22 protein-coding genes are annotated in these 26,582 nt (G+C 72.3%); 17 read left to right on the top strand and 5 right to left on the bottom strand.

What is annotated here, in order from left to right; genetic code table 11:
• Window positions 1-32 precede the first annotated feature (32 nt).
• Window positions 33-3,608 carry a transcription-repair coupling factor gene (gene mfd, locus AB3M82_RS03770; protein WP_412955644.1) on the top strand — a complete coding sequence of 1,192 codons (3,576 nt, stop codon included), beginning with the start codon at window positions 33-35 and terminating at the stop codon, window positions 3,606-3,608.
• A gap of 13 nt (window positions 3,609-3,621) precedes the next feature.
• Here mfd and AB3M82_RS03765 read toward each other — a convergent pair whose 3' ends face one another.
• Window positions 3,622-3,990: a VOC family protein gene (locus AB3M82_RS03765; RefSeq protein WP_412955643.1), complete on the bottom strand. Its 369-nt coding sequence runs from the start codon at window positions 3,988-3,990 to the stop codon at window positions 3,622-3,624.
• A gap of 110 nt (window positions 3,991-4,100) precedes the next feature.
• Between AB3M82_RS03765 and AB3M82_RS03760 the strand changes: the two genes are divergently transcribed.
• The 4 genes from AB3M82_RS03760 to AB3M82_RS03745 all read left to right on the top strand — a co-directional run bounded on the left by AB3M82_RS03760 (window position 4,101) and on the right by AB3M82_RS03745 (window position 9,444).
• Complete coding sequence (locus AB3M82_RS03760; RefSeq protein ID WP_412955642.1) at window positions 4,101-4,262, top strand: hypothetical protein; 162 nt, start codon at window positions 4,101-4,103, stop codon at window positions 4,260-4,262.
• Between the two features lie 41 nt (window positions 4,263-4,303).
• Window positions 4,304-4,921, top strand: a complete 618-nt coding sequence (locus AB3M82_RS03755) for a gamma carbonic anhydrase family protein (protein WP_412955641.1) — start codon at window positions 4,304-4,306, stop codon at window positions 4,919-4,921.
• Window positions 4,908-7,862 carry an aminotransferase gene (locus AB3M82_RS03750; protein ID WP_412955640.1) on the top strand — a complete coding sequence of 985 codons (2,955 nt, stop codon included), beginning with the start codon at window positions 4,908-4,910 and terminating at the stop codon, window positions 7,860-7,862. Before AB3M82_RS03755 ends, AB3M82_RS03750 begins: the two co-directional genes overlap by 14 nt.
• Window positions 7,863-8,016: 154 nt before the next feature.
• Window positions 8,017-9,444 (top strand): APC family permease, encoded by a 1,428-nt coding sequence (locus tag AB3M82_RS03745; protein ID WP_412955639.1) that lies wholly within the window; start codon window positions 8,017-8,019, stop codon window positions 9,442-9,444.
• A 64-nt stretch (window positions 9,445-9,508) separates the two neighbouring features.
• Here the strand turns inward: AB3M82_RS03745 and gdhA are convergent, their stop codons facing one another.
• The gene (gene gdhA / locus AB3M82_RS03740) at window positions 9,509-10,879 is read right to left on the bottom strand and encodes an NADP-specific glutamate dehydrogenase (RefSeq protein WP_412955638.1); all 1,371 of its coding nucleotides are present in this window, start codon (window positions 10,877-10,879) and stop codon (window positions 9,509-9,511) included.
• Window positions 10,880-11,027: 148 nt separating this feature from the next.
• Entirely contained in the window at window positions 11,028-13,631 is a 2,604-nt protein-coding gene (locus AB3M82_RS03735) for a phosphoenolpyruvate carboxylase (protein WP_412957999.1), read from the bottom strand.
• 194 nt (window positions 13,632-13,825) lie between these two features.
• Between AB3M82_RS03735 and AB3M82_RS03730 the strand changes: the two genes are divergently transcribed.
• From AB3M82_RS03730 to AB3M82_RS03715, 4 genes are all read left to right on the top strand, one after another.
• Entirely contained in the window at window positions 13,826-15,031 is a 1,206-nt protein-coding gene (locus AB3M82_RS03730; RefSeq protein WP_412955637.1) for a Na+/H+ antiporter NhaA, read from the top strand.
• On the top strand, window positions 15,028-15,714 hold the full coding sequence (locus tag AB3M82_RS03725; RefSeq protein WP_412955636.1) for a nucleoside triphosphate pyrophosphohydrolase: 687 nt from the start codon (window positions 15,028-15,030) through the stop codon (window positions 15,712-15,714). The genes AB3M82_RS03730 and AB3M82_RS03725 overlap by 4 nt, the downstream gene beginning before the upstream one ends.
• A gap of 66 nt (window positions 15,715-15,780) precedes the next feature.
• Entirely contained in the window at window positions 15,781-17,046 is a 1,266-nt protein-coding gene (locus AB3M82_RS03720) for a histidine--tRNA ligase (protein ID WP_412957998.1), read from the top strand.
• A 74-nt stretch (window positions 17,047-17,120) separates the two neighbouring features.
• Window positions 17,121-17,924, top strand: coding sequence for an SGNH/GDSL hydrolase family protein (locus tag AB3M82_RS03715; protein ID WP_412955635.1), 804 nt, complete (start codon window positions 17,121-17,123; stop codon window positions 17,922-17,924).
• On the opposite strand, the gene AB3M82_RS03710 is transcribed toward AB3M82_RS03715, so the two are convergent.
• Complete coding sequence (locus AB3M82_RS03710; RefSeq protein ID WP_412955634.1) at window positions 17,896-18,417, bottom strand: VOC family protein; 522 nt, start codon at window positions 18,415-18,417, stop codon at window positions 17,896-17,898. The genes AB3M82_RS03715 and AB3M82_RS03710 overlap by 29 nt on opposite strands.
• A 99-nt stretch (window positions 18,418-18,516) precedes the next feature.
• Here AB3M82_RS03710 and AB3M82_RS03705 point away from each other — a divergent pair, with 99 nt between their 5' ends.
• Window positions 18,517-19,296 (top strand): AraC family transcriptional regulator, encoded by a 780-nt coding sequence (locus tag AB3M82_RS03705; RefSeq protein WP_412955633.1) that lies wholly within the window; start codon window positions 18,517-18,519, stop codon window positions 19,294-19,296.
• Here AB3M82_RS03705 and AB3M82_RS03700 read toward each other — a convergent pair.
• On the bottom strand, window positions 19,272-20,534 hold the full coding sequence (locus AB3M82_RS03700; protein ID WP_412955632.1) for an APC family permease: 1,263 nt from the start codon (window positions 20,532-20,534) through the stop codon (window positions 19,272-19,274). The genes AB3M82_RS03705 and AB3M82_RS03700 overlap by 25 nt on opposite strands.
• A gap of 124 nt (window positions 20,535-20,658) precedes the next feature.
• On the opposite strand from AB3M82_RS03700, the gene AB3M82_RS03695 reads away from it, so the two are divergent.
• From AB3M82_RS03695 to AB3M82_RS03665, 7 genes are all read left to right on the top strand, one after another.
• Window positions 20,659-21,009 carry a GntR family transcriptional regulator gene (locus tag AB3M82_RS03695; protein ID WP_412955631.1) on the top strand — a complete coding sequence of 117 codons (351 nt, stop codon included), beginning with the start codon at window positions 20,659-20,661 and terminating at the stop codon, window positions 21,007-21,009.
• Window positions 21,006-22,073, top strand: a complete 1,068-nt coding sequence (locus AB3M82_RS03690) for a hypothetical protein (protein WP_412955630.1) — start codon at window positions 21,006-21,008, stop codon at window positions 22,071-22,073. Before AB3M82_RS03695 ends, AB3M82_RS03690 begins: the two co-directional genes overlap by 4 nt.
• Before the next feature lie 32 nt (window positions 22,074-22,105).
• Window positions 22,106-22,765, top strand: a complete 660-nt coding sequence (locus tag AB3M82_RS03685; RefSeq protein ID WP_412955629.1) for an O-methyltransferase — start codon at window positions 22,106-22,108, stop codon at window positions 22,763-22,765.
• A gap of 106 nt (window positions 22,766-22,871) precedes the next feature.
• Window positions 22,872-24,152, top strand: a complete 1,281-nt coding sequence (eno, locus tag AB3M82_RS03680) for a phosphopyruvate hydratase (RefSeq protein ID WP_412955628.1) — start codon at window positions 22,872-22,874, stop codon at window positions 24,150-24,152.
• Between the two features lie 31 nt (window positions 24,153-24,183).
• The gene (locus AB3M82_RS03675; protein ID WP_412955627.1) at window positions 24,184-24,726 is read left to right on the top strand and encodes an FtsB family cell division protein; all 543 of its coding nucleotides are present in this window, start codon (window positions 24,184-24,186) and stop codon (window positions 24,724-24,726) included.
• A 36-nt stretch (window positions 24,727-24,762) separates the two neighbouring features.
• Window positions 24,763-25,305 (top strand): DUF501 domain-containing protein, encoded by a 543-nt coding sequence (locus AB3M82_RS03670; RefSeq protein WP_412955626.1) that lies wholly within the window; start codon window positions 24,763-24,765, stop codon window positions 25,303-25,305.
• Between the two features lie 273 nt (window positions 25,306-25,578).
• A complete protein-coding gene (locus AB3M82_RS03665) occupies window positions 25,579-26,556 on the top strand; it encodes a S8 family serine peptidase (protein WP_412955625.1) in 978 nt (325 codons plus the stop codon).
• Window positions 26,557-26,582 lie beyond the last annotated feature (26 nt).

The raw sequence follows: 26,582 nt of genomic DNA, 5'->3' as shown, positions 1-26,582 counted from the left end.
CCGGTGTCGGGGGCGGCGGCTAGGCTTGTCGGGTGACTGTTCCGGGGATCCTGCGCGCCTTGGAAGAGGCGACTCTGTACCGCGACGCCCTCAGCTGGGCACAGACCGACGCCGACCTCGGCATGGTCGACGGGCTCGATGCGCCGACCATCGCCGGGCTGCTCGAGAAGCGCCGGGCGAGCGGCAAGCCCGCTTCGCTGCTCGCCGTCGTCCCCACCGGTCGCCGGGCCGAGAGCCTGGCGCAGGCGCTCGGCGCGTACCTGCCCGAGGCGGAGATCCTCACCTTCCCCGCGTGGGAGACCCTGCCGCACGAGCGCCTGAGCCCGAGCCCCGACACGGTCGGCCAACGACTGCAGACCCTCCGCCGCATCGGGGAGTGGTCCGGGGAGCACCCGCTCGTCGTCGTCTCCTCCGTGCGCGCGGCACTGCAGCCGATCGCCGGGAATCTCGGCGACATCGTGCCCCTCGAGCTCGAGGTCGGCAGCCGCGGCTCCGAGCTCGACGACGTCGCCGCGCAGCTGGTCGAGCGCGCCTACTCGCGCGTCGACATGGTGTCGCGCCGCGGTGAGTTCGCGGTGCGCGGCGGCATCCTCGACGTCTTCCCGCCCACGTCCGAGCACCCGTTCCGCGTCGAGTTCTTCGGCGACGAGATCGACCAGATCCGGGCGTTCTCCGTCGCCGACCAGCGCTCACTGCCGGGCGAGGTCGCCCGGGTCGACCTGCCGCCCAGCCGGGAGCTCCTGCTCACCGCCGACGTGCGCGAACGCGCCCGCGCCCTGGTCGGCGGATTCCCCGCCATTGCCGGGATGCTGGAGAAGATGGCGGAGGGCATCCCGGTGGAGGGCATGGAGTCCCTCCTCCCGGCCGTGTCGGGCCCCCTGAAGTCGCTGGTGGAGTACCTGCCGGAGGCGAGCGCCACCGCGATCATCGATCCGGAGCGCTCGTCGGCCCGCGCGATCACGCTCGGCGAGACCAACCGCGAGTTCCTCGACGCCGCCTGGAGCGCGGCGACGTCGGGAGCCTCCGCGCCGATCGATCTCGGCGCCGGCGACTTCCTCACGATCGCCCGTCTGCGGGAGGTCGTGCGCGATCGCGGCGGCGTGTGGTGGCGGCTCAGCCCGTTCGGCGCGGGGCTCGGCGAAGACGACGGGGAGGCGGCGAACCTCGACGCAGCGGTCATCCCGTCCTTCCACGGCAACGTCGACGGGGCGATCTCGTTCGTGCAGTCCCGGGTCTCCGACGGCTGGCGGGTGGTCGTGATGGCGACCGGCGCCGGCCTCGTCGACCGTGCGCGCGACGTGCTCGCCGACCGGGGCATCGCGGCGCGCGTCGTTCCCTCGCTGACCGACGCGCCCGACGCGGGCGTCGCCACCCTCGTGGTGGGCGCGGTCGAGGCCGGGTTCCAGGTCGCCGAGGCGAAGCTGGCGGTGCTGACCGACAACGAGTTCTACGGCCGCACGATCGGCGGCGACCAGCGCGTGGTCAAGAAGCTCGCCTCGCGGCGCAAGAACGTCGTCGACCCGCTGCAGCTGAAGGCCGGCGACTTCGTGGTCCATGCGACGCACGGCATCGGGCGCTTCGTGGAGATGACCCAGCGCGAGGTCTCGACCGGCGGACGCAACGCCACGAAGTCGGTGCGCGACTACCTCGTGCTGGAGTACGCGCCCTCGAAGCGCGGCTATCCGGGCGACAAGCTCTACGTGCCGACCGATCAGCTCGATCTGCTCTCGAAATACGTCGGCGGCGAGGCGCCCACCCTGTCGAAGATGGGCGGCAGCGACTGGGCCCAGGCCAAGGGCAAGGCCCGCAAGGCGGTGCGCGACATCGCCGTCGAGCTGGTCAAGCTCTACTCGGCGCGCATGAGCGCCAAGGGCCACGCGTTCGGCCCCGACACCCCGTGGCAGCGCGAGCTGGAGGAGGCATTCCCGTTCGCGGAGACGCACGACCAGCTGCAGACGATCGACGAGATCAAGGCCGACATGGAGCGGCCGATCCCGATGGACCGGCTGCTGTCGGGCGACGTCGGCTTCGGTAAGACCGAGGTCGCCGTCCGCGCCGCGTTCAAGGCGATCCAGGACGGCAAGCAGGTCGCGATGCTGGTGCCGACCACACTGCTGGTGAAGCAGCACCTCGAGACCTTCACCGAGCGCTTCGCCGGCTTCCCGGTGAAGGTGCGCCCGCTGTCGCGCTTCCAGACCGACAAGGAGGCGCGGCTCACGCTGCAGGGCCTGCTCGACGGCACCGTCGACATGGTCATCGGCACGCACCGCATCCTCACCGACCAGGTGCTGTTCAAGGACCTGGGCCTGATGATCATCGACGAGGAGCAGCGGTTCGGCGTCGAGCACAAGGACGCGCTCAAGAAGATGAAGACGAACGTCGACATCCTCGCCATGAGCGCCACGCCCATCCCGCGCACGCTCGAGATGGCGGTCACCGGCATCCGCGAGATGTCCACCCTCGCCACTCCGCCGGAGGACCGGCATCCCATCCTGTCGTTCGTCGGCCCGCGCAGCGACAAGCAGATCGCCGCGGCGATCCGGCGCGAGATCCTGCGCGAGGGCCAGGTGTTCTTCGTGCACAACCGCGTGCAGTCGATCCAGCGCGTCGCGGCCCAGCTCGCCGAGCTGGTGCCCGAGGCCCGCATCGCGGTCGCCCACGGGCAGATGGGCGAGCACGCGCTCGAGCAGGTGGTCGACGACTTCTGGGAGCGCAAGTTCGACGTGCTGGTCTCGACCACCATCATCGAGACCGGGCTCGACATCTCCAACGCGAACACGATCATCATCGACCGGGCCGACCGGTACGGGCTCAGCCAGCTGCATCAGCTGCGCGGGCGAGTGGGTCGAGGTCGCGAGCGCGCGTACGCGTACTTCCTGTACGACGAGATGAAGCCGCTGAGCGAGACGGCCGCCGATCGCCTCCAGACCATCGCGGTGAACAACGACCTGGGGTCGGGCATGCAGGTCGCTCTGAAGGACCTCGAGCTGCGCGGCGCCGGCAACCTGCTGGGGGCGGAGCAGGCCGGGCACATCGCCGGGGTCGGCTTCGACCTGTACCTGCGGATGATCGGCGAGGCCGTGGCGACGTTCCGCGGTGAGGAGGTCGAGACGGGCACCGAGCTGCGGCTCGAGCTGCCTCTCGACGCCCGCATCCCCGAGCACTACATCGACAGCGAGCGCCTGCGCCTCGAGGCGTACCAGAAGCTCTCGGCGGCCTCGGCGGCGACGGCGAAGGACGACGCGATCGACCTCGTCATCGACGAGCTCACCGACCGCTACGGCACGCCGCCGGAGGAGGTGGAGGGGCTGTTCGCCATCGCCCGTCTGCGTCGCCGCGCCGCGCGCGCAGGGCTCGCCGACGTCGTGGTGATGGGGTCGAACCTGCGCATCGCCCCGGCCCGGCTGGAGGACTCGATCAAGGTGCGGCTGCAGCGGCTGTACCCGAAGGCGAAGCTCGTCTCGGGCGGCGAGGCGCTCGTCGTGCCCCTGCCGACCGTTCCCGCCGCGGTGGGGGTCGGGCTCGAGCCGCTGCCCGACGCGCAGCTGCTCGAATGGGTGGGTCAGCTGTTCACCGCGATCTTCCCCGAACCGGTCCCGGCCGAGTGAGGGGCGAGGCGGCTCAGCGGTCGTCGGCGGCGGTCGCGAGGTAGAGCAGGTTGCCGTCGGGGTCCCGGACCTGCGCGACGCGCTCGCCCCAGGGCTGGTCCTCGGGTGGATCCACCAGCTCGGCCCCGGAGTCGACCGCGACCGCCGAGACCCGGTCGACGTCGTCGCAGTACAGCCACACGGCGATCGCCTCGCCCCGGGCGACCTCCGGCTCCCAGCCGATGCCGAGAGGGGCGCCGCCGAGGGTGAGCGCGACGTACACGTCCCGCCCCTCGTGCGCGAACCGATACGTCACGGCGGCGTCGAACGCCGTCTCATAGAAGCGGCACAGCCGGGGGAGATCGCTCGTGCGGAGGATCGGGAACACGCTCGTGATCGTCATGCGTGCACGGTAGGTCCGCCCCGGGCGGTCGTCAACGCCATCCGCTACTCCAGAGCGGTCGGGACGTCAACGGGGTGCGGCGTCGGGATGTGCGGGAGGATGCTGTCGGCATGTGGGTACTTCTGATCATCCTCCTCATCGTGTGGGCGGGTCTCGCGGTCTTCGGATTCGTGATCAAGGGTCTGCTGTGGCTCGCCGTCCTCGGCGTCGTGCTCTTCCTGGCGACCCTGGTGATCGGCATGCTGCGACGCGGCGCGGCGACAAAGGAATAGGGCCCCTCCGGTGTGGCGGGCCGCCGCACTACGCTGTCACCATGTTGTACGAGCACGCCGGGGCTCGCCCCCGCATCCATGACACCGCCGTCATCGCTCCCACCGCCGTCATCTCGGGCGACGTGGTGATCGGCCCCGGCTGCCAGGTGCTGCACGGAGCCGTGATCACGGCCGAGGGCGGCCCGATCGTCCTGGGTGAGCACGTCATCGTGATGGAGAATGCGCTTGTGCGGGCCACGGCCGTCGATGCGGTCCACATCGGCGATCACACGCTCGTGGGCACGCTCGCGAGCGTCGCCGGGGCGACGATCGGCCAGGAGGTGTTCCTCGCCTCCGGGGCCCGGGTCTTCAACGGCGCGATCGTCGGTTCGCGCTGCGAGGTGCGGGTCAACGCGATCGTGCACCGCCGCTCCCGTCTGCCCGAGGGCACGGTCGTGCCGATCGGATGGGTCGCCGTCGGCCACCCCGTGCAACTGCTGTCGCCCGATCGCGACGCCGAGATCGCCGCGGCTCAGCCCGACCTCGACTTCCCGGGGCATGTGTTCGGCGTCGACCGCGACACCCCCGACCTGATGGTGCAGCTCACCGAGCGCTACGCGAGCACCCTCGCCCGTCACGCGCACGACGTCCCGATCGGCGGCACGGATGCCGCACGCTGAGCGCCCCGCGGACGGCGTCGGCCTCGTGCGCCCCGACGTGACCGCGGCGGACGCCGCCGAGATCGCGCGCGCGTGCTACGGCCTCGTCGCGACCGCGGAAGAGCTGGGGAGCAACCAGGACCGGAACTTCGTGCTGACCGAGCCCGACGGCAGCCGGAGCGTGCTGCGCATCGACAATCCGGTCTTCGGCGACGACGCGCGGGACGCCCAGCACGCGGCGCTGGAGGCGTACCGGAGTGCAGGCGTGGCGGTGCCCGCGGTCCTGCCGGGACTCGACGGCGCGCTGACGCAGCGGTGGCACGGCTTCGCCGCACGGCGCAGCGAGTTCGCCCCGGGGGAGCCGCTGGTCGACGCCGGCTACCTCGCCCCGGTCGTGCTCCGCGAGTTCGGCGCGCTCGCCGCGGCATCCGTCACGGCACTCGCCGGGCTGCGTCATGCCGGGCTCGATCGCGCGCACATGTGGGACATGAGGGTCGCGTCCGCGGAGGTCGACCGGCTGCTGCCGTCGATCGCCGATGCGGCCCTTCGCGATCGGGTGCGCGCCGCCGCCGCCGAGGCGGAGGAGGCGCTGGCGCCGCTCCGCGCTGCGCTGCCGGTGCAGCCCGTGCACGGCGATCTGACCGACGACAACGTCACCGGCCTCCGCGGGGCGGATTCGCGTCTGCACCCGCACACGCTGCTGGACCTCGGCGACCTCTCGATGGGCTGGCGCGTCGCCGAGCTGGCGGTCTGCGCGTCGTCGATGCTGCATCACGAGCCCAACCGTCCCCTGCGGGTGCTCGAGACGATCGAGGCCTTCCACGAGGCCGCGCCGCTCACCGCCGAGGAGGCCCGCGCCGTGTGGCCCCTCGTCGTGCTCCGCGCGGCGTTGCTGGTGGCGAGCGGATGGCGCCAGCTCGAGATCGACGGTGACAACGCCTATGCCCGCGAGCGCATCGCCGGCGAGCAGGCCATCTTCGACGCCGCGACCGTGCTGCCGCTGCGAGAGGGGATCGAGCACGTCCTGGCCTGCGTGGGCGTGGAGGCCCCCGTCTTCCGTGCCACGACGGAGGGCGCCGCGCTCTCCGCGATCCTGCCCGACCTCGTCGGGGAGGTCACGGTGCTCGACCTCGGGGTGGAATCCGCGGCGCTCGACGAGGGACGCTGGCTGTCCGGTGACGTGGAGCGGTCGCTGGTGGCCGAAGCCCTCGCCGGGGGTGCCGCAGCTGTCCTCCTGCCCTATGGCGTGTACCGCCTCACGCGCACCACCGTGGACGCGGAGGATGCCGCCGCCACCTGGTCCGTCGAGACCGAGGTGCATCTCGCGCCCGGGCCGCGCGTGCGCGTCACCGCGCCTCTCGCGGGCGCGCTCCGCGCCCACGGGGAGTCGCCGCGCATCGTGGGTGACGGCTGGACGCTCGACCTGCGGGGCGCAGAGCTGGATGAGCACCCCGACACGGCCGTGCAGGTCGGCCGGGTCGTGGGCTGGGTCCCGGCATCCGACGAGCCCCGGGTCGTGGTCGTCGGCATCCGTCGGGTCGACGCGCCGCCGCTGCCCGTCCCCGTGTCGGGCGCGGCCCTGGTGCGGCCCGAACGCGCACCCGCATGGCGGCGGTTCACGGCCGATCCGGCCCCGCTGCTCGGTATCCCGTCATCGGCCCAGCACGACGAGTCGCAGCGCGAGCTCGAACGGCGCGAGCGCATCTTCGCGAGGGCGCAGGAGCGCTACTACGAGCGTCCGCCTCAGATCGAACGCGGGTGGCGGCACCACCTCGTCGACACGACGGGGCGGGCGTACGTCGACATGGTGAACAACGTCGCCGGTCTGGGCCACAGTCATCCGAAGGTCGCCGAGGCCGCGAGCCGGCAGCTGCGCACGCTCGGTACGAACTCGCGCTTCCTCTTCCGCGACCTCGCCGAGTACAGCGAACGGCTGCTGGCCCTGATGCCTGCCGAGAGCGGCTTCGACACCGTGCTGCTCGTCAACAGCGGATCCGAGGCCGTCGACCTCGCCCTCCGGCTGGCGCAGGCGGCGACGGGCCGCCGGACCGTGGTGGCCCTGCGCGAGGCCTATCACGGCTGGACGATGGCGAGCGACGCGGTCACGACGAGCGCGTACGACAATCCGTACGCGCTCGAGAGTCGTCCCGACTGGGTGCACGTGGCGGACGTGCCGAACAGGTTCCGGGGGACGTACCGCGGCGACGACACCGCGGGACGCTATCTCGCCGATCTCGACGAAGATTTCGCCCGCCTGGCGGACGAGGGGCGCGACGTCGCGGCGTTCGTGTGCGAGTCGGTGCTCGGCAACGCCGGGGGAGTGCTGCTGCCGGAGGGGTATCTGGCGGGCGCCTACGAGCGGGTCCGCGCGGCCGGCGGGCTGTGCATCGCCGACGAGGTGCAGGTCGGGTTCGGCCGCATGGGCTCCACGTTCTGGGGCTTCGAGCAGGCGGGCGCCACCCCCGACATCGTGACGATCGCGAAGCCGATGGGCAACGGGTTCCCGATCGGCGGCGTGATCACCTCCCAACGGATCGCCGACGCCCTGGCCACGCAGGGGCAGTTCTTCTCGTCCGCGGGCGGCAGCACCCTGAGCTGCCGGGTCGGCATCGCCGTGCTCGACGCCATGGTCGAGGACGACCTGCAGCGCAACGCCGAGCGCATCGGCGCGCGGCTCGCCGCGGGTCTGCGCGGCCTCGCCGACCGGCATCCGCTCGTCGGGGTGGTGCACGGCGCCGGTCTGTACCTCGGCGTGGAGCTGGTGCGCGACCGCACCACGATGGAGCCCGCCGCGGCCGAGGCGGCGGCGATCTGCGAGCGGATGCGCGAGCTCGGCGTCGTGGTGCTCACCACGTCGGAGCGCTCGAACGTGCTGAAGATCAAGCCGCCGCTGTGTCTCACCGCCGACAGCGCCGACCATGTCGTCGCCGTCCTGGATCGGGTGCTCACCGAAGGATGGTGATCGCCTCGCCTTCGGATCCGGTTCCGATCGGCGATGTTACATGCGTATTTCGTACCGATTTTGGGGGTCGCGCAAGGGAATAGCGGTACTCCATACTGATGCACAGCGTCGGACGACCCGAAGTCCGGCCCCTGCTCTTTCTCGAGGAGTACACATGGCCCTGAAGACGAAACCGCTCGCGCAAGGCGGGGGCACCCTCCGACGAAACCTCGGCCTCTGGGCGATCGTCGGACTCGGACTCGGCTACATGACGCCCACCGTCGTGTTCGACACCTTCGGCATGGTGGCGCGCGACACGAACGACGTGGTCCCGGCCGCCTATCTCGTCGCCCTCGTGGTGATGGTGTTCACGGCGATCAGCTACGGCAAGATCGCGAGCGCCATCCCCAGCGCCGGGTCTGCGTACACCTACGTGCGCGAGTCGATCCACCCGAACCTCGGGTTCATGGTCGGCTGGACCTCGCTCATCGACTACGTGCTGCTGCCGATGGTGAACTGCCTCATCATCAAGAGCTACCTCGAGGCGATGTTCCCCGACGTCCCCGCCTGGATCTGGGTCGTGCTCTACTGCCTTCTCGTCACGAGCATCATCTACATGACCATGCGCGGCACCTCGAACATGAACATGATCCTGCTGGTCTTCTCGATCGTCGTCATGGCCGTGTTCGTGGTCCTCGTGGTCGCGCAGCTGCTGCGCGGCGAGGGCGCCGCGACCGTCCTCTCGGTCGGCGCGTTCCTGCACGACGACGTGACCTTCACCGCGGTGCTCACCGGTGCCACGATCGTCTGCTTCTCGTTCATCGGGTTCGATGCGGTGACGATGTACGCGGAAGAGGCGAAGGATCCGAAGATCATGCCGAAGGCGATCCTGCTCACCGTGCTCCTCGGCGGCGGCATCTTCCTCGTCGCGTCCTACGTCTCCCAGCTGCGGTTCCCCGACTGGAACGAGTTCGCGCCGGGCGGCGACATGCAGTTCGTCGAGGACTCGACGCTGCCGATCATCGGCGAGCTCGTCGGCGGCGACGTCCTGATGGCGGTGCTGACGGCGGCGGGCTTCTGCGCCACGCTCGCCTCGGGCCTCGCCTCGCACGCGTCGGTGTCGCGGATGCTGCTCGTGATGGGCCGCAACAACGTGCTGCCGCAGAGGGTGTTCGGCTACATCAACCCGCGCACGCACACGCCGACCTTCAACATCGTGCTCGTGGGGGCGATCTCGCTCCTCGCGATCCCGTTCACGCTGGAGCTGATCGCCGCCTGGATCAACTACGGCGCCCTGATCGCGTTCACGTTCGTGAACGTCTCCGTGATCGCCTGGTTCGCGATCCGCAAGGGCCGCCGCAAGACCCCCACAGACGTCTTCCACTACATCGTGATGCCCGCGATCGGCATGCTGCTGACCGGCCTGCTGTGGGTGAACCTGCACCAGGACGCCCTGGTCGGCGGACTCACGTGGACCGCCCTCGGATTCGTCTACCTGCTCGTGATCACGCGCGGCTTCCGCCGCAAGGTCGCGTCGTTCGACGAGAACCAGGCCGTGACCGGCTTCAACAAGGTCGTGAAGGTGCCGGTCGACGAGACCTGATCCGTGAAACGAAGGGCCGCCACCGGGTGCTCCGGGGCGGCCCTTCGGCGTGCGAAACGGGGGCTCAGATGACGCCCTGCGCGAGCATGGCCGCCGCGACCCGCTCGAAGCCGGCGATGTTGGCGCCCGCGACGTAGTCGCCGGGGACCCCGTAGCGCTCGGCCGCATCGAAGGACGCGCGGTGGATGTCGCCCATGATCTCGCGCAGCTTGCTCTCGCTGTCGCCGAAGGTCCAGCGCTGGCGCGAGGCGTTCTGGCTCATCTCCAGCGCGGAGGTCGCGACGCCGCCGGCGTTCGCGGCCTTGCCCGGCGCGAAGAGCACGCCGGCCTTCTGGAACGCCTCCACCGCCTCGGGGACGCAGGGCATGTTGGCGCCCTCGGAGACGGCGCGCACGCCGTTCCCGATCAGCGTCTCGGCATCGGCGAGGCTCAGCTCGTTCTGCGTGGCCGAGGGCACCGCGATGTCGACGGGCACGTCCCAGACGCTGCCGCCCTCGACGAAGCGGGCGCTCGAGCGACGGTTCGCGTACTCGACGATGCGGGCGCGCTCGACCTCCTTGAGCTGGCGCAGCAGGTCCACGTCGATGCCGGCGTCGTCGACGACGTAGCCGGACGAGTCGGATGCCGTCACCGGTACGGCGCCCAGCTGCGTGGCCTTCTGGATCGCGTAGATCGCGACGTTGCCCGAGCCCGAGACGCCGACGCGCTTGCCGTCGAAGGAGTCGTTCTTCACCGCGAGCATCTCCTGCGCGAAGAACACGGCGCCGTAACCGGTGGCCTCGGTGCGCACCTCGGCGCCGCCCCACCCGGTGCCCTTGCCCGTGAACATGCCCGACTCGTGACGGTTCGTGACCTTGCGGTACTGGCCGAACAGGTAGCCGATCTCGCGTCCGCCGACACCGATGTCGCCGGCCGGGACGTCGGTGTGCTCGCCGAGGTGGCGGTAAAGCTCGTTCATGAACGACTGGCAGAAGCGCATGACCTCGGCATCGGACTTGCCGTGCGGATCGAAGTCGGACCCTCCCTTGCCGCCGCCGATGCCCTGGCCGGTGAGGGCGTTCTTGAAGATCTGCTCGAAGCCGAGGAACTTGATGATCGAGAGGTTCACCGACGGGTGGAAGCGCAGGCCGCCCTTGTACGGACCCAGCACCGAGGAGAACTGGATGCGGTAGCCGCGGTTGACCTGGAGCCTGCCGGAGTCGTCGACCCACGGCACGCGGAACAGGATCTGGCGCTCGGGCTCCACGAGGCGTTCGAGGATGCCGCCGTCGACGTACTCCGGGTGCTCGGCGAGCACAGGGGCGATCGAGTGCAGCACCTCGTGCACGGCCTGGTGGAACTCCGGCTCGTGCGGGCTGCGCGACAGCACGGTGTCGAAGACGGGCTGGACGGAGGCGTCGAGCGGATGGAAGACGGCGGGGGCGGTTGCGGTCACGCGGAAGGCTCTCTCGGTGGGGGATGGGGGTGCGGGGCGATCGTGTCGCGTGAGGGCGGCGCCGGATCGGGCGCGAGTTTTCACTCTAGCCTCCGGTCCGCGGCTCGATTCCCGCACCGGATCCCGGCCCGGGGCGACACGGCTCGACTCACCCGGTGTTCTGCAGGCCCGCGGCCACGCCGCTGACCGAAAGGAGCAGCAGGCGCTGCTGCTCGGCGTCGGCGCCGGAGCCCGTCGCCTCGGCATCCGCCGGCGCGCGCAGCGCCCGCAGGGCGCGGAGCTGCAGCAGCGAGAGGGCGTCGACGTACGGGCTGCGCAGCTGCACGGCCCGCTGCAGCACGGGCTTGTTCTCGAGGAGTCCCTCACCGCCCGTGAGCCGGATGACCCAGTGCCGGGTGAGAGCGAGCTCGTCGAGCACGAGGGCGGCCAGGTCGTCGCGGTCGCCCAGGGCGAGGTACTCGCGGGCGATGCGCTCGTCGGTCTTCGCGAGGCTCATCGCCACGTTGTCGACCATGGTGCGCAGCAGCGGCCACTCGCGGTACGCCTCGACCAGCAGGTCCGCGTCGCCGACCGCCTCGAGCGCGGTGCCGAGTCCGAACCAGCCGGCGAGATTGATGCGGGCCTGGGTCCAGGCGAACACCCACGGGATCGCCCGCAGGTCCTCCAGCGACTCGACCGAGAGGCCGCGGCGCGCGGGGCGGGAGCCGAGGGCCAGCAGCCCGATCTCCTCCATGGGGGTCACGGTCGCGAACCACGGCGCGAAGCCCTCGGCCTTGACCAGCGAGAAGAAACGCTCGCGCGAGGAGCGGTCCATGATCGCGGCGACCTCGGCGTACCGCGCGGCCGCCGCGCTCGTGCGCTGCTCGACCGAGGGCGAGGAGGCCAGCAGCGTCGCCGCGGCAACCTGGTCGATGTGGCGCATGGCGATCGCCGGCTCGCCGTAGCGAGCGAAGATGACCTCGCCCTGCTCGGTGAGCTTGAAGCGGCCGTCGACCGAGTGCGGCGGCTGGGCGAGGATCGCGGAGTTGGCCGGACCGCCGCCGCGCCCGAGCGCGCCGCCGCGACCGTGGAAGAGGGTCAGCTCGATGCCGGCGCCGAGCGCCCACTGGGCGATCTTCTCCTGGGCCTCGTACAGCGCGAGGTTCGCCGCGACGGGCCCGACGTCCTTCGAGGAGTCGGAGTACCCCAGCATCACCTCGAGGCGGTTGCCGGTCGCGGCCATGCGCTCGCGGAACTCCGGGAAGGTCACGGCCTCGGCGAGGATGCCGGGCGCCGCCTGCAGGTCGGCGAACGTCTCGAACAGGGGCACCACGTCGAGCACCGGGGCGGCGTCGCCGAGCGCGTGCCGCGCCAGCCGGTGCACGTTCGCGAGGTCGGACGCGGCCTGCGTGAACGACACCACGTAGCGGCCCGCGGCGCGGAGCCCGCGGTCGCGCTGGATGTCGGCGATCGCGCGGAAGACCTCGAGGACCTCCTCGGTCTGCGCGCTGAGGGGCTGGTCCGATTCGAGCTCGGCCAGCGCCTTCGCGTGCACCTGCGAGTGCTGGCGCACCTCGAGCTCGGTGAGGTGGAAGCCGTACGTCTCGACCTGCCAGATCAGGTGCTGCACCCCGCCGAAGGCGTGGCGCCGTGCTCCGGCGTCGGCCAGCGAAACCTGTACGCGGCGGAGGTCAGCGAGGAGATCCTCGGGGCGGGCGTAGCTCTGCACGGTGTCGCGACGGCGGGTCGCGCCCACACGGTGGGCGAGCAGCAGCAGCACGCGACGGTGCGGCTCGTCGGGGGAGCGGGTCGCGATCTCTTCGGCCGCTTCGGGCTCGGCGGCGGCGAAGTCGTCCCACAGGCGCGAGACCTCCGCGCTCGGGGGAGTGCTCTCGGCATCGAGCGTCAGCGTGCGGCCGATGCGCTCGAGGGCCCGCTCCAGCCCCCGCAGGACGTGGTCGGACGCGATCTGCGACGCCTCCCGCGTGACGGATGCCGTCACGAAAGGGTTCCCGTCGCGGTCCCCGCCCACCCACGAGCCGATCCGCACGAACGCGGGGACGGCCGGGGCGCTCGCGCCGGACTCGTCGCCGCGCAGGGCGTCGTCGATACGGCGGTACACGTGCGGGACCGTCGTGAACAAAGTCTCGTCGAACACGCCCATGACGGTGCGCACCTCATCGGTGGGCGAGGGCTTCTGCGAGCGCAGGGGAGCGGTGCGCCACAAAGTGTCGATCTCCTCCAGCATCCGGCGGCGCGCGCGGTGCTGCTCGGCGCCGCCCGCGCTCGCGGCGTCGTGCTGGGTGAGCAGCTCGGAGAGACGGCGGATGCTCGACGAGACGGCGCGGCGGCGGGCCTCGGTGGGGTGCGCCGTGAAGACGGGGTGGAACCGCAGGCCGGCGAGCCGTCGGCGCGCCTCCTCGTCGCCGACCTCGGAGCGCAGGCGGGCGTACGCGGTGGCGACGGTGTCGGCGGCGTCCTCGCGGCCGGGCTGGCCGGCGCGCTCGCGGAGCACACGGACGCGCTGGTGCTCCTCGGCGAGGTTCACCAGGTGGAAGTAGCAGGTGAACGCGCGGGCGACCTCGTCGGCGCGTGCGATGGTGAAGGACTCGGCGATGGCGGCGGCGCGCTCGAACGCATCGGACGTCTCGTCCTCGTACGCCTGGATAGTGGCGAGCCGGAGGCGCTCGACGTCGTCGAACAGGTCGTCGCCGCCGGCCTCTCGGAGCACCTGGCCGAGCAGGCCGCCCAGCATCCGGACGTCGGCGCGCATGGCCTCCGGAATGCCCTGTCCGGCCTCGAAGCGTCCGATGACGCGAATGGCTTCGGTGTTCGTGGGCTCGGAGAAGCGGGGTTCGGAGGTCACCATCCGAGCGTATCTCGGCCGACGGGGGTGCCCCGAACGCATGACGACGTGCGACGGCATCGGCCCGGCCGGGGCCCGCGGCGCGACCTAGCATGGGAGGGATGCGCATCTCGAAGAACCCCCTCCGCGGTCAGCAGTTCCCGGCCGTCCTGCTGCTGCTGGCGGCGGGCCTCGGGCTGCTGCTGGCGAACCTGCCCTCGCACGACGCGCTCGCCGCGGTGCTCGACCTGCACGTCGCGGTGCCCGGCACCGGGCTCGACCTCTCGCTGGCGCACTGGGTGTCGGACGGTCTGCTGGCGCTGTTCTTCTTCGTGGTCGCGGTCGAGCTGCGGCACGAGCTGACGCACGGCGAGCTGGACTCCGTCCGCAAGGCCGTGCAACCCGCGATCGCGGCGGCGGGCGGCGTCCTGGTGCCGATCGCCGTCTACCTGCTCATCGCCGGCGGCGCGGAGACCTCGGCGGGGTGGCCGATCCCGACGGCGACCGACATCGCTTTCGCGCTCGGCGTGCTGGCCATGTTCGGACGGGGCCTGCCTCCGGCCGTGCGGGTCTTCCTGCTCGCGCTCGCGATCCTCGACGACATCATCGGGATCGTGTTCATCGCGGTCCTCTTCGCGGACGACCTGCAGTGGGGGATGCTCGCCGGGGCGGTCGTGGCCGTCGCCGCGTTCTGGTTCCTGTCCCGCCGGCTCGGCGCGCGCGGGCACGCGGCGATCGCCGTCGCCATGGTCGTCGTCGGTGCGGTGTGCTGGGGCCTGGTCGCCCTTTCCGGCATCCATGCGACGATCGCCGGCGTCGCGCTCGGGCTCGTGATGGCGCCGACGCCGGCCGAGCGGTCGCGGCACGCGCTGGAGCCGCTGGTCAACGGCGGCATCCTCCCGCTCTTCGCGTTCGTCGCCGCGTTCGTCGTGATCCCGGCGACCTCGGCGACCTCGCTGTCGCCCGCGTTCTGGGGGATCGTGGTCGCGCTGCCCGTCGGGAAGATCATCGGCATCTCCCTGTTCGGGTGGGTCGCTCTGCGCATCCGTCCCCGAGGGACGGCCCCGGCACTGCCCTTCGCCGATCTGCTCGCGGCCGGCGCGCTGGGCGGCATCGGGTTCACCGTGTCGCTGCTGCTCGCGAACCTCGCGTTCGCCGACACCCCTGCGCTGCGCGACCAGGCCATCCTGGGCGTGCTCGTCGGATCGCTGCTCTCCCTCGTCGTCGCCGGCGTCGTCGTCTCCCTGCGCGCTCGGGGGTACCGCCGTCGCGGCGGAGGCGGCGTGCCGTCCACCCTGCAGCCCACGACCGCTGAGGAGTCGTCATGACCGCTCGATCCGACCGTGCCGAGCCGGACGGCGGCTCCCGCGCGTCCCGCGACGACGCCCGGACCGACGCGCTGCGCCAGGCCGCCGAGACGATGCGCGCGGTGCGCGAGAGATGCGTGTGGTCGCAGCGCATCACGCACCGCGATCTCGTGCCGTACCTGATCGAGGAGTCGCACGAGGTCATCGAGGCGGTCGAGGACGGGTCGCGCGCCGACCTGCGCGAGGAGCTGGGCGATCTCCTCTGGCAGGTGCTGTTCCACGCCGCGATCGCGGCGCAGGACCCGGAGGACCCGTTCGACATCGACGACGTCGCCCGCACGCTGACCGAGAAGATGGTGCGCCGGCATCCGCACGTGTTCGCCGACGCGGTGGCGACGACGCCCGAGGAGGTGCTCGTGCACTGGAACGCGGCCAAGGCGGCGGAGAAGCGCACCCGGACCAGCGTGCTCGACGGCGTCCCGCGGGGCATGCCCGCGCTGGCGCTCGCGCAGAAGCTCGCCGGACGTGCCGGGGGAGCCGGGGTCGAGGTGCCGGTGGCCGAAGGTCCCCGCACGGAAGCGGAGCTCGGCGAGGCGATCCTGGCCCTGGTCGGACGCGCCCGCGCCGAGGGGTGGGACGCGGAGCGCGCGCTGCGCGAGCGCCTGCGCGCACTGGAGCACGACGTGCGCGCGGTCGAGGGCTGACCGGCACGGGGCGCTCGGCAGACCTGGGAAGATGGACGGGTGGCTACTGTGAACCCGCCGCGCGGCATGCGCGACATCCTCCCCGCCGACAAAGCCCGCCGCGAGCGCGTGCTCTCCGTCATCCGCGAGCGCTACCTGGCGCACGGATTCGACGAGATCGAGACGCCCGTGCTGGAGGAGTACTCGCGTCTGCATGCGGGCATCGGGGGAGACAACGAGAAGCTCGCCTACAACGTGCTGCGCCGCGGACTCGACGCCGAGGCGATCCGCGCGGCGGCTGACGACCCCGCCGCGCTCTCCGACCTGGGACTGCGCTACGACCTCACCGTGCCGCTCGCGCGGTTCTACGCGAGCAACCGCGGGCAGCTCCCCGGGGTGTTCCGCGCGATCCAGATCGGTGCGGTCTGGCGCGCCGAGCGCCCGCAGAAGGGGCGCTACCGCCAGTTCGTCCAGTGCGACATCGACATCATGGGCGACGACTCGGCGCGCGCCGAGGCCGAGCTCCTGGTCGCCTCGCTCGACGCGGTCGACGCGCTGGGGCTGACGGGCGCGACGATCCGCATCAATGACCGGCGGGTGCTGGACTGGATGCTCGACAGCTTCGGCTTCGCGGCCGAGGAGCGGCCGGGCGTGCTCATCACTATCGACAAGCTCGACAAGATCGGCCCCTCGGGGGTCGCGGCCGAGCTCCGGGATCGCGCGGCCACCGCGTCGGCGGTCGACGCGTTCGAGGCGTTCCTCGGGCGTCCGGCGCCGACCGCAGCCGCGTTCGGCGAGGAGCAGATCCGCGCCGCGCTGCCCGAGGGTGCGCCCGCCGACATCGTCGCCCACCTGGTGGGCATCGGCGAAGCGGTGGCCCAGGGTCGCGCGTCCGCCGCGGCATCCGGCGGCGCGGGCATCCCGCTCGTCTTCGACCCCTTCCTCGTGCGTGGCATGGGCTACTACACCGGCACGATCTTCGAGCTGGCGCACCCCTCGGTCGACTACTCGCTCGGCGGCGGCGGCCGCTACGACGGCATGATCGGGCGCTTCCTCGGTCAGCAGGTGCCGGCCGTGGGCTTCTCGCTCGGGTTCGAGCGCCTGGTCGACCTGGTCACCGCCGGAGCGGATGCCGGCGGCGACGCGGTCGTGCTCGTGCATGACGCCGATGTGCCGGTGGCCGAGCTGCTCCGTCACAAGGCGACGATGATCGCGTCCGGGGCGCGGGTGCGTCTCGAACGTCGCCCGAAGAACCTCAAGGCGCTGCTCGAGCGGGCGTCCGCCGACGGTTTCCGCTCGTTCGCGACAGTGTCGGCCGGGGCGACCGAACTGGAGCGCAAGCCGCTGGCCTGACCGGGCGCGGGCGAGCGGCCCACGGGACGGATGCCGTTCACGACCCGTTCACGTGGTCGCGGTCGAATCGCCGCATGGCTCGAACGCGGGTGATCGTCGGCGTCCTGGGGATGGCCGCCCTGACCGTGGCCGGCACGCGGGCGCTGCTGATCCGCCAGGCCGCGGTGGCCCGCCGCCGCATCGGCAAGCCGCTCGGGGAGCAGTCGCTCGACGCCGACCGCATCTGGCGGCGGTCGCTCGACGGAGCGCCGGTCGAGCTCCTGCTGCTCGGCGACTCCCTCGCGGCCGGCCTCGGGGCGGCGCGACGCAAGGACACGCTGGGCGGGCGCCTGGCGAAGGCGCTCGCTGCCGGGCTGCACCGGCCGGTCCGCCTCCACACCGCCGCCGTCGTCGGATCCGAGTCGCCCGACCTCGATGCCCAGCTCGACGGGCTCCCGACCGGGTACCGCCCGGATGTCGCGGTGATCGTCGTGGGCGGCAACGACGTGACCCATCGGCTCCCGGTCGGGGTGTCGATCCGCCATCTGCGCCGGGCCATCGACGTGCTGCGGGCCGAGGGGACGGAGGTCGTCGTGGGCACCTGCCCCGACCTCGGCACCCTGCGGCCGGTGCCGCAGCCCCTGCGTCGCATCGTCTCGGGGCTGTCGCGACGCCTCGCGGCCGCTCAGAGCGAGGCCGCGGCGGAGGGCGGCGCCGTGCCGGTCGACCTCCGGCGCTCGGTCGGTCCGCTCTTCTTCGACGAGCCGGAGCAGATGTTCAGCCTCGACCGCTTCCATCCGAGTGCGCTCGGCTACCGGCGCACGGCCGAGGCGCTGCTGCCCGCCGTCGCCCGGGCCGCGCAGGCAGCGCTCAGCTCGGAGAGTCGCCGTCCCCGGTGAACGACGCCGCCCATTCGGCGACGCGGCGCGCGCTCTCCTCGTCGGAGAGGTCCTCGACCCGGGTCATGACGGACCACCGCACGCCGAAGGGATCGCGGATGCTGGCATAGCGGTCTCCCGAGACGAACAGCGACGGCGCCTCCCGCACGGTGGCTCCGGCCTCGACGGCCCGGTCGACGACCGCGTCGACATCGGCCACGTACAGGCCGATCGAGTAGCAGTCGTCCTCGCCCTCCGGCGCGGGGACCAGGTGGTATTCGGGACTCGGCTCGCCCAGCTGCAGCCGCCCGGCGCCGAAGTCGAGATCGGCGTGCGCCACGACGTCGCCGAACTCCGTGACATCGACGACGCGCGCACCGAACACGTCGCGGTAGAACTCGATCGCCTCGCGCGCCCGGGGGATCGCGAGGAAGGGGGTGAGGGAGGTCGCGCTGTGCGGGCGGCCTGCGGTGGTGTGCGCGCCGGTCGCGCCGGTGGAAGTCGTCTCGTCCATGGCGGCCACGCTACGGCGAGGGGCGTCGATGTCGCTTGAACATCCGCGACAGATGCGCGGGGTGCTGCGGCCGTCCGCCCCCGTCCCTAAGGTGGGCGCATGGTCGATCCCACGCGCGGCGTGCTCTACCCGGCTCGTCTGCCGGAGTTCCACCGTCTCCCCGCGACCGGGTCGGCCGCCGATCTGGTCGCCTGGTTCTGGATCCCGGAGTGGGACCTGGCGCCGGGGCGCTCGTCGCGTCAGCATGTCGCCGGCTACCCGGCGCTGAATCTGGTGGTCGAGGCCGAGGGCGTCGCGATCTCCGGGCCGACGACGCGGGCATCGCACCGCGATCTCCGCGGCCGGGGGTGGGCCGTGGGGGCGCTGCTGCGCCCCGCCGCAGTGCCGGGCCTCGGGGTGGAGCCGCATACGCTGATCGATGCCGAGGCCCCGTTCGCGGCTCCGGATCTGCATGCCGCTGTGTCCGCCGCCATGACGCGCGGCGACGAGCGCCGGGAACGCGCCGTCGAGGCGTTCTCGGCCTGGCTCGAGAGACGCGTGGGCCCGGTCGGTCCTGCCGGGCGTCAGGCGAACGCCCTCTCCGACGTGCTGCTCGGCGCGGGTGCGGCCTCCACCCCGGAGGAGGCGGCGGCCCGGCTCGCCGTGTCGGTGCGCACGCTCCAGCGCCTGGCGCACCGCACGGTGGGCGTGTCCCCGGGGGCCATGATCCGGCGGCGCCGCCTGCAGGACGCTGCCGAGATGCTGCGCCGAGACCCGGGCGTCGACCTCGCCACGGTCGCCGCGGGGGTCGGCTACGCCGATCACGCCCACCTGACCCGTGACTTCCGCGCCGTGCTGGGTACCGCGCCGCGGGTCTACCGTGCCGAGGCCGGCGGCTGAGCGGGGGGACGCGCGCGGCCGAACCTCAGCCGCAGCAGCCGATACACGACGCCGACCAGCAGGGCGGCCGTGCCGACGAGCGACGCGACCAGGGGCAGCGTGGTGACGAGGAGCAGGCACCCGAGCGCGCCGAGCACCTGCAGCGCCCGCGGATAGCGGCGCGCCGGCCCCTCCTGACGGAACGCGGCGGCGTTCGCGATCAGGTAGTACAGGAGCACGCCGAATGAGGAGAACCCGATGGCCTCGCGGAGATCCCCGAGCAGCACGATCGCGATCACGGCGGCGCCGACGACGATCTCGGCGCGTCGCGGCACGTGCCAGCGGGGATCCACCCGGGCGAGCGCGCGCGGCAGATCGCCCTCCCGTGACATCGCCAGCGTGGTCCGGCCGATGCCGGTGAGCAGGGCCAGCAGGGCGCCGAGGGATGCCGCAGCGGCCGCCACGCGGAGCACGGGAGCGGCGGCCTCGAGGTCCGTGAGCGCGAGGACGTCGGCGAGCGGCGCGCTGCTCCCCGCGGCATCCGCTCCCAGCGTCAGCATCACCGTCACCGCGACGATCGTGTAGACCGCCACCGCCCCGCCCAGCGCGCCGACGATCGCGCGCGGGATCGTGCGGGCGGGGGAGACCACTTCCTCGCCCAGCGTGGCGATGCGGGCGTAGCCCGCGAATGCGAAGAACAGGAGGCCGGCCCCCTGCAGCACCCCGTACGCCGTGACCTCGGGAAGGGGCGGCGGGTCCAGGACGGAAGCCGACGAGAGTCCCGCTGAGACGACGACGGCGAGTCCCAGGAGCGCGCAGACGACGAGGATGCGCGTGACCAGGGCCGTGCGCGTCACGCCGAAGCAGTTCACGGCGACGAGCGCGGTCACCGCGGACACGGCCACGGGCGTCTGCCAGCCCTCCGGCGCGGCGTACGCGGCGAAGGTCAGCGCCATGGCGGCGCAGCTCGCCGTCTTGCCGATCACGAAGCTCCAGCCGGCGAGGAATCCCCACCACGGGCCGATCTCGGCCCGGGCGTAGGCGTACGTGCCTCCGGCGACGGGGTGCACGGCGGCCAGCTGGGCCGAGGAGGTCGCGTTGCAGTACGCGACGAGAGCCGCGATGGCGAGGGCGATCAACAGCCCCTGGCCCGCTGCGGAGACGGCCGGTCCCCAGACGGCGAAGACACCGGCGCCGATCATCGAGCCGAGACCCAGGAACACGGCGTCCCGGAGTGTCAGGCGTCGTGCGAGCGGCATCCGGTCATCGTCCCACGCCGCGGTGAACGGCGGGTGTCGTGCGGGCGGCGGCGGACGCCCGGGGCGCGAGGTCCTTGCGACGATTGTTCTATTTTAACTATAATTAACGGCGAAGGAGGTCGGGATGCTGATCACGGTCGACATGGCGAGCCGCGCCCCCCTGTACGAGCAGGTCGCCGGCTCGGTGCGCGCCGACATCGTCGCGGGGCGGCTGGTCCCCGGCGACCGCCTCCCCTCGGCGCGCGAGGTGGCCGAGACCCTCGAGATCAACCTGCACACCGTGCTCCGCGCCTATCAGCAGCTGCGCACCGAGGGTCTGATCGACCTGCGTCGCGGTCGGGGAGCCGTCGTCTCGGCATCCGTCGGTCCGCTCGCCGAGCTCACCCACGATCTGCGCGACCTCGTCGCCCGCGCCGCCCGCCTCGGCGTCACGCCCGCCACCCTCGCCGCCCTCGTGAAGGAGATCACCCCATGACCCCCGACGTCCGTCACGCCCGCACCGCCTTCCTGTGGGTCGGGGTCGTCGTGCCGCTCGCCATCGTCGCGGTATCGGCGATCGTGATCACGCTGTGGCTGCCCGAGATCCCCGATCCCGCGGCCGTCCACTGGAGCGAGTCCGGCCCCGACGGCTTCGGCCCCGGGTGGACGCACCTCGTCCTGCTCGGCGTCATCGCGGTCCTGATCGCCGCCTTCGCCGTGCTCGCCTGGTTCGCGCACCGCCTTCCCGAGAAGGGACGGTCGGCCCGGGCATCGGGGGCCGGCACCCCGCAGTGGTCGGTGACCGCGCGCTTCCTGGGAGCGGTCAACCTCGGGCTGGCGGCGCTGATCTCGCTCGTATCGCTCGCCGGGGTCGGGTCGCAGCGCGGGCTCGCGGATGCTGCGGACGCGCCCGGCATCGGGTATGCGGTGCTGGGCGGCCTGCTGCTCCTCGTGGTCGGCTCGCTCGCCGGGTGGTTCCTGCAGCCGCGGACGCCGGAGCCTCCGGCCCCGCGTACGGAGCCGGCCGCGCCGCTGGACGGCTCCGGTTCGGAGCGCGTCATGTGGGTCGGCACGGCCTCCATCGCCCGCAGCGGACGGGGCGTGTTCGGCGCAACGCTGCTGGTCGTCGCCGCGCTCGCCGCGATCATGGCGGCGACGGGGAGCGGAGGCACCATGGCGGTCGTGATCACCCTCGCCGCGGGCGCCGTCGTGCTGCTCGCCCTGGTCACGACCTTCGCCTTCCGCGTGCGCATCGGCCCGGCGGGGCTGCGGGTGCGCTCGCTCGCGGGGTGGCCGCGGATCGACATCGCCGCCGCCGACATCGCGTCGACGCGCGTGATCGATGTCGACCCGTTCGCCGAGTTCGGCGGTTGGGGAGTGCGATACGCCCTCGACGGGCGCTACGGGGTCGTCCTGCGCCGCGGTGCGGCGGTCGAGGTGACGCGCACGAGCGGGCGGAGGTTCGTCGTCACCGTCGACGACGCCGAGACGGCGGCCGCCGCCCTCGCCACCGCCGCGCAGAGGGCCACGTCGGCGACGAAGACCGCTCCCGGCTCTTGACGCCCCGGTCGACGGGCCGATTGGCTGTGGTCATGGAACCCACACCCGAGTCCTGGTCGAAGGCCGACGACTACCTCGCGGAGACGCTTGTCGGGCACGACCCGGCGCTCGAGGCCGCCCTCGAGGCGCAGCGCGCCGCGGGCATGCCCGACATCGAGGTCGCCCCGGTGGGCGGCAAGCTGCTCCACCTGCTCGCCCGCATCAGCGGCGCCCGGCGCGTGCTCGAGATCGGCACGCTCGGCGGCTACTCCACGATCTGGCTGGCCCGTGCCGTCGGTGAGGGCGGACGCGTCGTCACCATCGAGGCGGAGGCCGACAACGCCGCCATCGCCCGGACGAGCATCGATGCGGCCGGGGTCGGGGAGCGCGTCGACATCCGGATCGGCCGGGGCGAAGACGTGCTGCCGACCCTCGTCGGGGGCTTCGACCTCGTCTTCATCGACGCCGACAAGGAGTCCAACACGCTCTACCTCGACTGGGCGGCGAAACTCGGGCACCCCGGCACCGTCATCGTGCTCGACAACATCGGACGGGACGGCGAGATCGTCGACGACGACACGACCGACTCGAAGGTGATCGGCACCCGCGAGGGGCTGCGGATGCTGGGGGAGGACCCGCGCTTCGACGCCACCGCTCTGCAGACCGTCGGCGCCAAGGGCTGGGACGGCGTCGCGCTCGCCGTGGTCGTCTGAGCCATGCGGCGACCGGTGCGCCCCTGGTCGGAGGGAGCCGGCGGGCTAGACTGGGCGCGGATCGACGACGCTCCACACATCTTCCCCCTGAGCAAGGAGCACATCAGTGGCACTGATCGAGGCTGTAGGCGCACGCGAGATTCTCGACTCGCGCGGTAACCCGACCGTCGAGGTGGAGGTGCTCCTCGACGACGGCATCGTCCAGCGCGCGGCCGTCCCCTCCGGGGCATCCACAGGTGCGTTCGAGGCGTACGAGCTCCGCGACGGCGACAAGGGCCGCTACGGCGGCAAGGGCGTCTTGAAGGCCGTCGAGGCCGTCATCGACGAGCTCGGCCCGGCGATCGAGGGCGTCGAGGCGAGCGAGCAGCGCATCGTCGACGAGATCCTCATCGAGGTCGACGGCACCGACAACAAGAAGCGCGTGGGCGCGAACGCCATCCTCGGCGTCAGCCTCGCGGTCGCCAAGGCCGCCGCCGATTCGGCCGACCTGCCGCTGTTCCGCTACCTGGGCGGCCCGAACGCGCACCTCCTGCCCGTGCCGCTGTTCAACGTCATCAACGGCGGCGAGCACGCCGACAACGGCATCGACATGCAGGAGTTCTTCCTCGCCCCGATCGGTGCCGAGACCTACTCCGAGTCGCTCCGCTGGGGCGTGGAGACCTACCACGTGCTGCGCAGCGAGCTGAAGGCCGCCGGCTACGCCACCGGCCTGGGCGACGAGGGCGGCTTCGCCCCCGACCTCCCCAGCAACCGCGAAGGCCTCGACTTCCTCGTCAAGGCGATCGAGAAGGCGGGCTTCACGCCGGGTCGCGACATCGCGCTCGGCCTCGACGTCGCCGCGACCGAGTTCTTCTCCGACGGCGTCTACCGCCTCGACAACAAGGACTGGGACGCGGAGGCGCTCACCGAGTACTACGTCGGTCTCGTCAACGACTTCCCGATCGTCACGATCGAGGATGCCCTCGCCGAGGACGACTGGGACAACTGGAAGCACCTCACCGAGGCGCTCGGCTCGAAGGTGCAGCTGGTCGGCGACGACCTGTTCGTCACGAACCCGGCCCGCCTGGCCGACGGCATCTCGCGCGGCGTGGCGAACTCGCTCCTGGTGAAGGTCAACCAGATCGGCACGCTCACCGAGACGTTCGACGCGGTCAGCCTGGCGCAGCGCTCGGGCTACACGGCCATGCTGTCGCACCGCTCGGGCGAGACCGAGGACACCACGATCGCCGACCTGGTCGTCGCGACCAACGCGGGCCAGATCAAGGCGGGCGCCCCCGCTCGCAGCGAGCGCGTCGCGAAGTACAATCAGCTTCTGCGCATCGAGGAGGAGCTGGGCGACGCCGCGGTCTTCGCCGGCCGCTCGGCGTTCCCGCGCTACCAGGGCTGACCGCAACCGAGACACCGACGAAGGAGGGGCCGTGGCACGACGACCGGCTCCTCCTTCGGCGTATCCGCGTCCGGCCGCGGACGCGCGACCTCCCGCGGGCGGGGATCGGCGCGCGGCCTCCCGCGCCCGGCGCGCCGAGCAGCGGGTCGACGTGCGGGAGTGGGCCTCCGGCATCCGTCTCTCCGCCTTCTCCGTGATCATGCTGTCGCTGGTCGTGCTGGGCGCATGGGTGCTGGTTCCCACGCTCGGCACGTTCATCGACCAGCGTCAGAAGATCGCGGCGCTGGAGGCCTCGGTGAAGGTGAGCGAGGAGCAGATCCAGGCGCTCGAGAAGGAGCGCGAGCGCTGGCAGGATCCGGCCTACATCACCACGCAGGCGCGGGAACGGCTCTACTACGTCAAGCCCGGCGAGGTCGTGTACCTGATCGACAACGACCTCGACCCCGCGACGCTCCTGCGCGAGCAGGAGCCGGTGAGCGACACGCTCGAGGAGACCTCCTCGGATTGGATGCCGCAGCTCCTGCGCACCCTGACCGGGAGCGGCCTCAGCGACACCGCCGCCGTCGCTCCCTGAGCGTCGGGTCGGAGCCGCCTCCCGTACTCTGGTGGGGTGAGCACGCCGCCCTTCCCCGCCCCCACGCCCGCCGAGCTCGCCGTCGTCTCGACGCAGCTCGGCCGCCCGGTCCGCGGTGTCGTCGGCATCGCGGCGCGCTGCGCCTGCGGCAACCCGACCGTCGTCTCGACCTCTCCGCGCCTGCCCGACGGCACGCCGTTCCCCACCTTCTACTACCTGACCCACCCGGCGGCCACCGCGGCGATGTCGACCCTCGAGGCCACCCAGGTGATGCCGGAGCTCGCGGCGCTCCTCGCCGACGACGAGGACGTCGCCGCGGCCTACCGGGCGGCGCATGAGGCGTACCTCGCCGACCGCGCGCAGTTCGGCGAGGTGCCCGAGATCGACGGCATCTCGGCCGGCGGCATGCCCACGCGGGTCAAGTGCCTGCACGCGCTCGCCGGTCATGCCCTCGCGGCGGGTCCCGGCGTGAACCCCATCGGCGACGCCGCTCTGGCGCGCTCCGCGTGGTCCCCCGAAGTGTGCCGGTGCGAGGACCCCGGTGCCGCCCTGCGCGCAGAGACGGATCCCTCCGCGTGAGCCGCGGACGGATGCTGCGCGGCGCCGTCGCTCTCGCGATGGTCGCGGCATCCGTCCTGCTCCTCGGCGCGACGGCCACCCCCGGACCCGGCACCGCCCCCGTGCCGGACGATCCCACCGATCCCGTGCGGGCGTCGGAGTACTGGCTCGACGGCGCGCGCATCCGCGAGGCCTGGCAGACCACCCGGGGCGACGGCGTCACGATCGCCGTGATCGACACCGGCATCGGCAAGGTCCCCGAGACGTTCGGCGGCGCGGTGGTCGGCGGGACCGATGTCTCGGGCGCCGGGTCGCCGGACGGCCGGACGCGGCGCCGCCGACGGGACGGGCATGATCGGCGTGGCCCCCGAGGCGGATCTCCTCTCGATCTCTGTCGGGTTCGGCGCCGCGGCGGCCGTGCCCTTCAGCGAGCAGGTCGCGAAGGGGATGCGCTGGGCCGTGGACCACGGCGCCGACGTCATCAACCTGTCCTTCACCACGAACACCCTGGACTGGGACCAGAGCTGGGACGAGGCCTTCCTCTACGCCTTCGAGCACGACGTGGTCGTCGTGGTCGCGGCGGGCAACCGGGGGAGCGGCACGAGCATCATCGGCGCCCCCGCGACGATCCCCGGGGTGCTGACCGTGGGCGGCGTCGACCAGACGGGCACCGCGAGCGTCGAGGCGTCGACCCAGGGCATCACGATCGGCATCTCCGCGCCGAGCGAGGGGCTCCTGGGAGTCTCGGCCGACGGGAAGCTCGCCTCGTGGAGCGGCACGAGCGGAGCGGCGCCGATCGTGGCGGGCATCGCGGCGCTGATTCGCTCGGCGCATCCCGATCTGCCGGCCATCGACGTCATCAACCGCATCATCAAGACGGCTATCCCCGTGCCCGGCGTGACCGCGGTACCCGATCCGCTCTACGGCTACGGCCTCGTCGACGCCGCGGCCGCGATCTCGGCGGACCTGCCGGCGGTGGACGAGAACCCCATGGGCGACCTCGCCGAGTGGATCCGCCTGTACCGCCGCGCCGACTCGCAGCCGGAGCCGGAGCCCCAGCCGAGCGTCGCCCCCGTGCGCATCCCGCCGCTGCCCGACGCCGATGCGCCCAGCGAACCCGGTTCACCGCTGCTTCCCAGTGCCGAGTCACTGCGTTACGGTACCCTCCCGCTCATCGCTCTCACAGTCCCTGGTATCCTGGTAGCGCTTGGCGTCACCGCTGCTGCCCGGCGCATCCGCTCGGCGCGCGCTCCACGCCCGCCACATCCCTGACTCCGAGGAGTTGTCCCCCTGTGCCT

The organism is Microbacterium californiense, from assembly GCF_047246625.1.
In the GTDB taxonomy this organism is placed as follows: domain Bacteria; phylum Actinomycetota; class Actinomycetes; order Actinomycetales; family Microbacteriaceae; genus Microbacterium.
The sequence above is the reverse complement of the archived record's forward strand: the minus strand, read 5'-3'. Positions and strand labels throughout refer to the sequence as shown.